Genomic DNA, 9,745 nt, shown 5'->3' with positions numbered 1-9,745 from the left:
AACCCGTTATAGGGTTCGAGCATGACACTTTTATCCCCCTCTTCGATTTTGACTTTTTGTTTGATGCGGATAAATTCTTTGGGTGCATTTTGTTCTTCGATTCCGGCAGACTGAATTAAAAATACAAGCGGTCGATATGAGTAGCAACTACTAAAAGATAACCAGGGGCAGTAAAAACAAAAAAAGTTAAAGCAGTTAATAAGGGTATTAGTGACTAATTGAGCTTAAGGGTTAATCCATTTTAAAATAAGGACTGATGAGACGCTGTTTTCATAAAAGCAACATCCAGTAGAGACCATGCACTCGCCGTCCTAATGAGATGGACGAGCTATTTTTTCAAATAAATGGTGCTATAGGTGAGGAGTCTGTTGGGATTTAATTTTTTGGCAAAGCCTGTTAAATCTGACACGACTCGGCTAACGGCAACCGGCGGCGATTTTTTCAAAAGATAGTGGGGCGTTTCTTCAATTTGTTGTTGGAGATAGAAAACAGAAATAGCTGAGATGACTCCACCAATAAATACCTAGCGAAATGCACCAAACCGGCGTGTGCGAAAGCAGGGTGACCAATAAAAAAGAAGCCAATAAAGGGCCTACCACCAAACCGAGCGCTTGCATAGCAAAGACGAGAAAGACTAAAAAACTACGTCTTTGACTGGGCGCATATTCGCTGGCGATAATAGTGATGGAAGGATAATCAGCACCAAAGATAAGAACTTCTACACCATACAGCCTTTTCGCCCAAATTTGTCAGACAAAAGACCAAAAGAGATGGGGCCAATAGCGGTAGCAGCCAGTGCGGCACCCATTTAATAAAGCCAGTTGAGAAATGGCTAAATGCTAGATTAGGGGTGAGGATAGTGGTAACGATACCGATAATAAATAAACCATACGCACTAGCAACCCCCTGCCGTAAAAACGATCCGCCCATGGAATGCTTTAATATTACTCTTATCATCTTTCTTTCACGATGATAACCCATCGTATTAAGACCTGAGCGCAACGAGCTTCATTTGTTGATCGGGCTCCAGATTGTTGATCGCTTCTTTGAGCTCTCGGTAGGTTAAATCATTTTGATGATTAGCAAGAATTTGTTGGAAATCTTCTTCAGAAAGCTCATCGACGTTTTTAGGAAATACAACACCTTCTTTTGCATGAAATTCACAAACTTGCGCGATGATTTCATCGACAATAAACAAGCTTAAATCAAAAAGCATCCCTTTCTTCTTATTCCTCATCCCTGATTGAAGATTAACATACCAAGTAAGCGGAAAGATACAATTAGGGGATTCAGTCGTCCGTCACTCCTGCGCAAATTCGTCATTTTGCGCAGTCAGGCCTAGGCAGCACAGAAGGTGCGTTGCGTAGGTCTCCTCGCCTGTGTGGGGATGAAGTAATTTGCGCAGGAGTGACAAATTTGTCGGCATGACGGGTTTAAGTTTTTTTAGTCTTTATCACTTGCGGTAATGATAGCTTTCCCTCTTAAAATGACCATGATTTTTTAATTGACATCGCCCTTAAACTGATATATTCATAGGCAAAAATCGCGGTTAATAGCCACAGAATAGGTTTTATATGCAAAGATGAAACTTGAAACGATTACTTCTATCGCTGAGAGCAGGCCTATACAGCCTGTTTTTGCTTTTAGGCCAGCCGCTTTGGAGCGTGCTGCCAATTACTTCTGCACGCAATTCGGCGGACGAGTTTTGTATGCGGTAAAAACTAACCCTGAAAAACATGTGATTCAAGCTGTCCACGCTCATGGCGTGAAAGCCTTTGACGTTGCTTCTTATGAAGAAATCCGCATTATCAAAGAGTACGCTCCGGGAGCGGAACTTTACTTTATGCACCCCGTGAAATCGCCGCATGCGATTCGTGAAGCATATTTTGAATACGGCGTTCGTCATTTTTCTTTGGACTGTCTTGAGGAGCTCTGCAAAATCTTGCGACATACGGAAAATGCGAAGGATCTTTGCCTGCATCTGCGATTGGCAATACCCAATACGTTTGCAGAATTTAATTTGGCCGAGAAGTTTGGCATTAATTTGCATGAAGCCCCAGAGTTGTTGAAGCAATTGCGAAAGGCAGCTTATCAGCTCGGCGTGACTTTTCACGTGGGGTCACAATGCATGCATCCTGACGCCTATCGAATTGCCATTCGAATGGCGGACAAAGTAATTAACGAAGCTCAAGTGGAAATTGAATCTTTTAATGTCGGCGGCGGTTTTCCTTCTATTTATCCGGGTATGATTCCTCCGGCGCTGACTATTTATTTTGAAGCGATTCACGACGAATTTGCTAAAGTGGTGCAAAGACATCCCGGGATTCAATTGCTATGCGAGCCGGGACGTTCGTTGGTAGCAGAAAGTACGTCAGTCATTGTGAACGTGGAATTGAGAAAGGACGATATTTTGTATATTAATGACGGAACTTATGGCAGTCTTTTTGATGCGGGTATTCCACACTTCATTTTTCCTGTCCATTTATTGCGACCAAAGCACACGGCGGATGTGGATCTTTTGCCGTTTAGCTTTTATGGTCCCACGTGTGATTCATTGGATTATATGAAAGGTCCCTTTTATTTGTCTAATGACATCAAAGCGGGCGATTATATTGAAATTGGGCAGATGGGCGCTTACGGCCGTACCTTATCTACTGCCTTTAACGGCTTTAAGCAGCGGGAAAGCGTTATCATGGTTTCTGATGAACCCTTGATGACCATGTATTCGGATGAATATATTACCCACGAACCGCTTGAAGTCATCGCTGCCTAATCCAATAACCTTTTGAGGAAACATTGATGAAAAATAAAAAGCTATCGATGCCTTCGTTAAAAGAAAAATTGCTGCAAGAAACGATTGAGCATATTGATATCACGCGTTTTGATGCGCGTCCTATTATCGACGCTATGGATCATATGTCTTTCACCTCGCGTGATCTTGCGCATGCAACGCGGATTTTTAATAGAATGCTGCAAGATGAACAATGCAGCATTATTTTGTCCATCGCCGGTTCGACCTCGGCAGGTGGCTGTATGAAACTGTACGCCGATTTAGTGAAGTATAATATGGTTGATGCAATTGTGGCGACAGGCGCCAGTATTGTGGATATGGATTTTTTTGAAGCATTGGGTTTTCGGCATTATCAAGGGAGCCCTGCTATTGAAGATTGCCAGTTGCGGGATTTATATATCGATCGAATTTATGATACTTACATCGATGAGGAAGACCTTCAGCATTGCGATCACACTATTTATGAAATTGCCAACTTGCTTGAGCCGCGTCCGCATAGCTCACGTGAATTTATCCATCACATGGGCGCTTATCTCGCTCAAGGGAAAGCAAAGAAAGAAGAATCTTTAGTGCAATTAGCTTATGAACATGACATACCTATTTTTTGCCCTGCCTTTACCGATTCTTCTGCAGGCTTTGGTTTGGTTTTACATCAAGTAAAAAATCCCGATCGCTATTTAACAATCGATTCGATTCGAGATTTCCGCGAATTGACAGACATTAAAATTAAAGCGGGTACCACCGGTTTATTGATGATTGGTGGCGGTGTGCCAAAAAACTTTGTGCAAGATACGGTGGTTTGTGCAGAAATCATTGGTAAAACGGTAGATATGCACAAATACGCAATTCAAATCACCGTGGCCGATGTACGTGATGGCGCGTGTTCAAGTTCAACGCTTAAAGAAGCGTGCTCATGGGGTAAAGTTAATACAGATTATGAGCAGATGGTATATGCGGAAGCGACCTCGGTCTTGCCTTTGTTAGCGAGCGATGCTTTCCATCGCGGTTATTGGAAAGATCGTTCGCCTCGACAATACGGAAATTTATTTAAATCGGAATCAAAATAATGAAGTGCCTTCCTCCTGAAAAAGGCTTTTTAGGACTTGAGCCGCAAAAGGCCGTCTCTTATGAAAAAGCCAAAGCGGTGATAATTCCTTTTGGACTTGAACGTTCGGTTAGTTATAGAGGAGGAACGGCACAAGGGCCAGCGGCAATGATTGAAGCATCTTTTGAAGTAGAATTATTTGATGAAGCGCTTTGGTGTGAACCTTATCGCGATATCGGCATCGTGACGTTGGAAGAATCTAAAATCGAAGCCGATATGCAAAGCGCGTTGAAACAACTGGAAGCGTTAGTACAACGGGTATTAGATGACAAAAAATTTCCATTCGTTTTTGGAGGCGAACATTCAATTACGGCGGGTTCTATTCGCCCGTTTGTAAACGCCTATGATAACTTAGCGATTTTACATTTTGATGCTCATGCAGATTTGCGCGATGGCTATGAAGGCGAGCATTATTCGCACGCCTCTGCTATTAGACGCTGTTTGGATTATCCTAGTGTAGAAGTCATTTCAGTCGGTATTCGAAATATTTCAGCGGAAGAAATTCCCTTTTTTGAAGCCAACCGCAATCGCATTCATATTTATTGGGCGAAAGATAAAAAAACTTGGGATGTTAACAAAATCGTCGCGCCTTTAAAAAATCGCTATATTTATTTGACTTTCGATCTTGACGGTTTTGATACCAGTTTAATGCCTGCCACTGGGACCCCCGAACCCGGCGGCCTTTTTTGGAATGACGCCCAAGAAATTATTAGCGCGACCAGTCAAGTAGGCACTATTGTGGGCGCTGATATTAATGAATTAGCTCCTATCCCTGGATTCCATGGTTGTGATTTTTTAGCCGCAAAATTAGCTTACAAAATTCTTTCATCCGCCTTCAAGTAGCCCGTATACAGCGAAGTGGAATACTGGAATGGAGCTTCTTTTTAGGGATAACACCTTTTATCATCGTTAGGCTTCTCATTAATTTCTTCAATGTATTTTTTAAATAAAGAACAGTAACTATTGATTAGCGTTTCCCGTGTTTCTTTTGAAAAACCGAGTAAAAATCCAGAAGCATCGACTCCTAAAATGCTTTTACCGAAATGCTTACTAATTACTGAAAATATGTCAGGAAAAGTTGATTTCATTTGAGATTTAGTTTTCGAAAGTTTAATCTTTTTAAAAAGAGTTACTAACCCTATCAAAATAAGAGCGAGAATAAAAATAATAAGCCCGCAAATAAACGCAGAGAGTATTGGTCCTATGTGGGTGGTAAGGTAAAAATAAAATGAAGTAAGCACAACCAAACACCTAGTAACATCAATACCCATGCCGTCAAAAGAAGGACAAAGGCAAGTACAAAACTCAACTCACTATCATTTTATTTTTTTCGAGCGACCATGATGCGGCTAATTATTCCAGTGGTTATTCCAGCGCCGAATACGTATCCGAGAGTTGCTAACGGTTTCTTTTTGCATTTTCTTTTTACTAAATGAATGACATCATGTCCTCGATTGACAAAGTTATTTTTTATCATGCTAGCCTCCGTTTTGCTAAATGAATTTAATTTGTGAATAATACTACTGAGATCACCCCGTAATTTAGCGACATCATCACTAAATGTAACGAACTCTTCCTTAATAGAGTTGGTTTTATTCTCTTTGGCCATAGAGACCTCCTTTTTGAATTTTGTGATGAATTTTCAAAGCAAATATAGCAATCGGCAGGAATAATGCAAATAAACTGATCAAAAAATGACCTATTCTTTGAGGAATGAGGTCCCGGCGTATATAACTTAATAATGTAAGGACAGGCTAAAACCGACTAATTTTGTATTTTTATGGCAAAAATAAGACGATTATTATTGGTGCGGACCAAACGGGGCCGAGGTTAAATAATTGATAAAGCACTATTCTATCTTAGCTCACAATTCTTTCATTTTACTAATACTAAATCTCCACGCTTCGGCGGACTTTAATTTAGGTGGAACGATTAAGTTCGTTGGAATTCGTTAAAGCATCAACGAGTACAGGACCATCGACTTCAAAAGCGCGTTTAACAGCGTTTTGAGTTTATCATGTCTTTCATCGAATGCCTTCGCCACTCATTGCTTTTGCACAATCGGCCAGATTGCGATTATGCAAGGAACCCACCCCACATTCTGGTTAGCCGCTGGCTTCCATTTCCATTTTCACTAAACCTAGTTTTCCGTTATTTAAATACGAAAGCTTTAATTGGTAAGTGATGGGAGACTACAGTGATAAAATTCCCTATCAGCATTGTAAACCCGCCATTACTGCACATCGCACCGACTTGGCGGCTGTACGATCCGAGCCTTGAATGCCAATCGCTTGCGCAAAAGCATTGGTCATGGAAGTTAGATTAAATGAAGCGATAAAATCGCGCCACCCCTTTCATCTCTATTTTATTGTGCCATCCAAATAATCGTTTCCCCCTATGTTTGCAGTGAACATAGTGTTATCGTTGGCGTAGTGGTTGATAAGACGAGCCACCGCTTGAGGGCGAATGGAGTTCTGTAACGGTCGAGTGGCACGTTTTAACATCCATTCTTCCCATTCTTTGCGCTTTCTGCGTTCGTTTTAAGTGCTTGTGACTTTTCTTTTCCTTAATCATGAGTAAAAGCGCTGTTACGCTCGCTTTAACATCGCCGACGACGCTCATTTTTACATTACAGCGCTTGCCTAAATATTCAGGAAGGGCGTTGTTTAAATAATTGTTTCCCCTTTGGGATAGTAAAATTGACGGTAAGGGAAATCCGTTCCTAGCATTAATAGAAACTCACATGACTCCGTTGCCTCCATGCCACAAGTGGTGCCGAACATGCGACAAATAAGGGTGTCTTCATTTAGGAAAAGTGCTTTCCCTTTAAGAGCGTAAATAATGGGTGATTTTAACTTTTGCGCTAAGTCTAAGATTTCTTGAGTGGCGCCGCGGGCTCCTCAGCGAATGAAAATAGTTACCTTATCAGAATTGATTAAGGGCTGTTGCAATCTAAATTTTAAGGCGCAGAAACGGATTGCTGGTATTTTTGAAAAACAGGGTGGTCCAATGACCAATTAATTTCTTTAGAAGGGCCGATCTCAATAGATAATGAATAAATGTGCTACTCCTTGTCGTACTATCGCTGTTTTTACGACTAAAAGTCCGATGCGAGGCATTTGTTCTGTCACAATAAACCATTCATTGTACACCGAAACGTCATCAAATAAACGATCGAGATTAATTTCTTGGTGATATTCTGTACCAATTTCATCGCGCGGCACTTGTCCAGTGAGTGCTAATACCGAAGCATGATCTATTTTATGTTGTACAAACCATTCAACAAAGTGTTTTCGTTTGTCAATGCGAAGTACGTTTGCCAGCAGATTGATGGTGTTAACGAAAACGCCAAAGATTTGACGATGCCTTCAACCATCTATGATATTAAGCAGCATTTCCCATACATTGATTTTGATCATTTTTCCTTGGCGTAGAGACTATTTATTGACAGAATAAAATTATCTATTTTTATTGTCAAATTTATATCACTCTAGAAAAATGGCTTAGTTTGCATTGAGAAAAAATTATAAAAACCCCTCAGTGCTACCCTTCCAAAATCCTTCTTCCGCTTGCGGCAGAGGCGAGGAGAGAGCTAAAGAACAGCAGTAGAAGTTTTTAATAGTTATAATTCGTGTAAAAGAAATAGGAAGGAGAATTATATGCCAGTTGAGGGAGTCGATTTGGTTATTGTCGGATGAAGCTTTTCTGGTTTGAGTGCGGTTTTTTTGTTAGGTAGTTTGTTATAATGTCATTGTTATCGATCAACTGCGAAATCTAAAGTCAGCGAATGCTTCCAATTTGCTGGGTAATGAACAAACTAAGCCGTTAACGTTTCTAAAACGAGCACTCAAAGAGGTTCAGCAACTTGAAACTGTTCAAGTAATTTCTCGAAACATTAAATTCATTTCTGATATAAATAATCGGGCTTTTACATTGCAACTGCAAAATAGCTCCCGTATTTAAAGTAGAAAAATCATTCTAGCCACGGGTGTTGTTGATGAACTTCCGTCAATAAAGGGGATAGAAACTTTTTGGTCGGACAATATTTTCATTGTCCTTATTGTATTGGTTATGCTGTAAAAAATGAGGCTTTAGCCGTCTACAGCATTGAAGAAGAAGACTACCCTCTTAGCGTTAATTATTTATAAATGGGTGAGTAGTTTTATTTTCGGATTGCCACGAAGTTTTTCCTCCGATCGTCAATTGGAACACCTTGAGGATTTTGGTATTCGAGTATACTCGTAAAAAATTCTCAATTTTCCGGCATGCGTTTGGCAGTTTATTGTCGCTTATCTTTCAGACCAACAGAAAATGAAACATCGCGGAATATTTATGCACTTAAAATTTAAAAAAAGTGCCCCTAATTTAATTTCTGATCTGGCTTGTTCTTAATAGAGAGGAAATTTATTACACTTTGATGAATTTTTCAAAATCTTGGCGGACGATGTGTACATTATGGGTTATATAGCTTTAAAAATTCAAAAAATAAAAACGGCTATTGCTAAGCGGGAGTGTATCAGCATTTTCTGTGGATCACGAACTCACCAACGAAATGGCAGTATTCGCCTAGAATATTCATATCCTTTCGCAAAGAATCCACTTCTGCCCTCTCCAGCTGGTGGGGTGGGAAATTATGATTTTAAAATTTGTTAACCAATATAAATAATTCTTATCTTTGTTATTACGGAACAAAAGCGACATAACTAGCGAAAGCATTTTGATCCCCAGTTCCAGTTTTATCAAAATAACCCTCTTGGTTAGCGGGGAGGAGGGGATTTAATTAGGAGGCTTTCGCTTTTAGTGCATTGTTATGCCATTGGATTAAAGTTTCTAATTTAAGTGCGTTCGGGTAAGCTTCCAAGCCTAAAGCTTGGGTGATAAAAGGGGTTTTATAATAAATTTTTGAGTGGATTACAAAGCCGTATTTAAAGATTTCGCCGTTGAAAATTTCGATTGAAGATTAGTTTGGATGAATCAAATTAAATCAGCACTGCTTGCATACATCCCATTAGCTGTTAGCAACGTAGAATCTGTGAAAGGAATCGCTTTTTTAGCTGAATTGCAACTTTGCACGAAGTTATTTTTGTTCGACAGTGTTTGAAAAAGTATGAGAAAGTTTAAGTGGCTTTAAAATTGCATCTGCAACTGACTTTTGATAGCTTCCAGTAGTCGATTAGATTCTCATTCAGGCCATACGAGGTTCGAATACATTTTTATCCGTACCTATTGGCTCTTTGGGCGTCCATTTATTGAGATAGGTAATTAACTGAGATTGGTTAGTGACAGGGGGTGAATAGAGAAAGCCCTGAAGTGTGTGTTAATAATATTAAATTCTGGATTTTTTTAATTGGGTAAGATAATGTGAAACAGGAGGATTAAGATTAATTTTTTTTGGCTTGCTCCAAATAAGGTGCCGTCGTTGCAGTAAATAATTTAGTAAGGTAAGCAATGCAAAAAAGAGAATATTGGGTTACTGGTTTTTTTTGAATTGTCGTGATAATACGCCATAATCAAAGAAATAACTTTTCCCATTAAAAGTGATGGCCGCTGCCAGCGCATTTTGTCCGAAATAACAAAGAGAAACGGTTGGTATTATTTTGTTAATTGATTTCATGTCTTTCTCACTTTGGTAAAAATGAGGTCTTGCATTACAGACAGAAATAAAATTTTTACCATCCTGAATGAATAATTTTTGATCAATTTTTGTTAGTGTTTTACTAGAGAATGCCGTTAATTAACGCTGCCTGTCGTCCCGCGGCTTGTTCGTGTGATCCAGAGAGCTATATTAAGTTCTAGAAATTGGCTAGTTAATTAAGTATTTTTGGATATCTCTTTTACAAAAATAATGT

8 protein-coding genes and 4 pseudogenes are annotated in these 9,745 nt (G+C 39.7%); 5 read left to right on the top strand and 7 right to left on the bottom strand.

Translation table 11 applies throughout. The annotated features are described in order from the left end of the window. Together FIV31_RS06075 and FIV31_RS06070 are read right to left on the bottom strand one after the other, a co-directional pair. A pseudogene (locus tag FIV31_RS06075) lies at window positions 1–131 on the bottom strand (UDP-3-O-acyl-N-acetylglucosamine deacetylase); the annotation flags it as partial. An 863-nt stretch (window positions 132–994) separates the two neighbouring features. Then, a pseudogene (locus FIV31_RS06070) lies at window positions 995–1,237 on the bottom strand (DUF3775 domain-containing protein); the annotation flags it as partial. 345 nt (window positions 1,238–1,582) lie between these two features. Here FIV31_RS06070 and FIV31_RS06065 point away from each other — a divergent pair. The 3 genes from FIV31_RS06065 to speB are packed head-to-tail and all read left to right on the top strand — an operon-like array spanning window position 1,583 to window position 4,739. Continuing rightward, window positions 1,583–2,773: a type III PLP-dependent enzyme gene (locus tag FIV31_RS06065; RefSeq protein WP_280124154.1), complete on the top strand. Its 1,191-nt coding sequence runs from the start codon at window positions 1,583–1,585 to the stop codon at window positions 2,771–2,773. 23 nt (window positions 2,774–2,796) lie between these two features. Then, entirely contained in the window at window positions 2,797–3,858 is a 1,062-nt protein-coding gene (locus FIV31_RS06060; protein ID WP_280124153.1) for a 1,9-bis(guanidino)-5-aza-nonane synthase, read from the top strand. Continuing rightward, window positions 3,858–4,739, top strand: coding sequence for an agmatinase (gene speB / locus FIV31_RS06055; RefSeq protein ID WP_280124152.1), 882 nt, complete (start codon window positions 3,858–3,860; stop codon window positions 4,737–4,739). Before FIV31_RS06060 ends, speB begins: the two co-directional genes overlap by 1 nt. A gap of 41 nt (window positions 4,740–4,780) precedes the next feature. Here speB and FIV31_RS06050 read toward each other — a convergent pair. From FIV31_RS06050 to FIV31_RS06035, 5 genes and pseudogenes are all read right to left on the bottom strand, one after another. Then, window positions 4,781–5,157 (bottom strand): annotated as a pseudogene (locus tag FIV31_RS06050) (hypothetical protein). A gap of 60 nt (window positions 5,158–5,217) precedes the next feature. Further along, window positions 5,218–5,505 carry a hypothetical protein gene (locus FIV31_RS06045; protein ID WP_280124151.1) on the bottom strand — a complete coding sequence of 96 codons (288 nt, stop codon included), beginning with the start codon at window positions 5,503–5,505 and terminating at the stop codon, window positions 5,218–5,220. A 751-nt stretch (window positions 5,506–6,256) separates the two neighbouring features. Then, window positions 6,257–6,400, bottom strand: coding sequence for a hypothetical protein (locus FIV31_RS06040; RefSeq protein WP_280124150.1), 144 nt, complete (start codon window positions 6,398–6,400; stop codon window positions 6,257–6,259). A gap of 162 nt (window positions 6,401–6,562) precedes the next feature. Then, a pseudogene (locus tag FIV31_RS08635) lies at window positions 6,563–6,781 on the bottom strand (hypothetical protein); the annotation flags it as partial. Between the two features lie 156 nt (window positions 6,782–6,937). After that, a complete protein-coding gene (locus FIV31_RS06035; protein ID WP_280124149.1) occupies window positions 6,938–7,120 on the bottom strand; it encodes a hypothetical protein in 183 nt (60 codons plus the stop codon). A 63-nt stretch (window positions 7,121–7,183) separates the two neighbouring features. Here FIV31_RS06035 and FIV31_RS06030 point away from each other — a divergent pair, with 63 nt between their 5' ends. Both FIV31_RS06030 and FIV31_RS06025 read left to right on the top strand, forming a co-directional pair. After that, on the top strand, window positions 7,184–7,330 hold the full coding sequence (locus tag FIV31_RS06030) for a hypothetical protein (RefSeq protein WP_280124148.1): 147 nt from the start codon (window positions 7,184–7,186) through the stop codon (window positions 7,328–7,330). A gap of 1,535 nt (window positions 7,331–8,865) precedes the next feature. Further along, the gene (locus FIV31_RS06025; RefSeq protein WP_280124147.1) at window positions 8,866–8,997 is read left to right on the top strand and encodes a hypothetical protein; all 132 of its coding nucleotides are present in this window, start codon (window positions 8,866–8,868) and stop codon (window positions 8,995–8,997) included. Window positions 8,998–9,745: the final 748 nt, after the last annotated feature.

The sequence above is a fragment of the Coxiella endosymbiont of Ornithodoros amblus genome, assembly GCF_019425495.1.
In the GTDB taxonomy this organism is placed as follows: domain Bacteria; phylum Pseudomonadota; class Gammaproteobacteria; order Coxiellales; family Coxiellaceae; genus Coxiella.
The sequence above is the reverse complement of the archived record's forward strand: the minus strand, read 5'-3'. Positions and strand labels throughout refer to the sequence as shown.

What these genes read in the sequence shown, in the direction of transcription:
- FIV31_RS06065 (WP_280124154.1), top strand. Translation starts at nt 1,583, where the DNA reads ATGAAACTTGAAACGATTACTTCTATCGCTGAGAGCAGGCCTATACAG.
- speB (WP_280124152.1), top strand. Translation starts at nt 3,858, where the DNA reads ATGAAGTGCCTTCCTCCTGAAAAAGGCTTTTTAGGACTTGAGCCGCAA.
- FIV31_RS06045 (WP_280124151.1), bottom strand. Translation starts at nt 5,505, where the DNA reads ATGGCCAAAGAGAATAAAACCAACTCTATTAAGGAAGAGTTCGTTACA.
- FIV31_RS06040 (WP_280124150.1), bottom strand. Translation starts at nt 6,400, where the DNA reads ATGTTAAAACGTGCCACTCGACCGTTACAGAACTCCATTCGCCCTCAA.
- FIV31_RS06025 (WP_280124147.1), top strand. Translation starts at nt 8,866, where the DNA reads ATGAATCAAATTAAATCAGCACTGCTTGCATACATCCCATTAGCTGTT.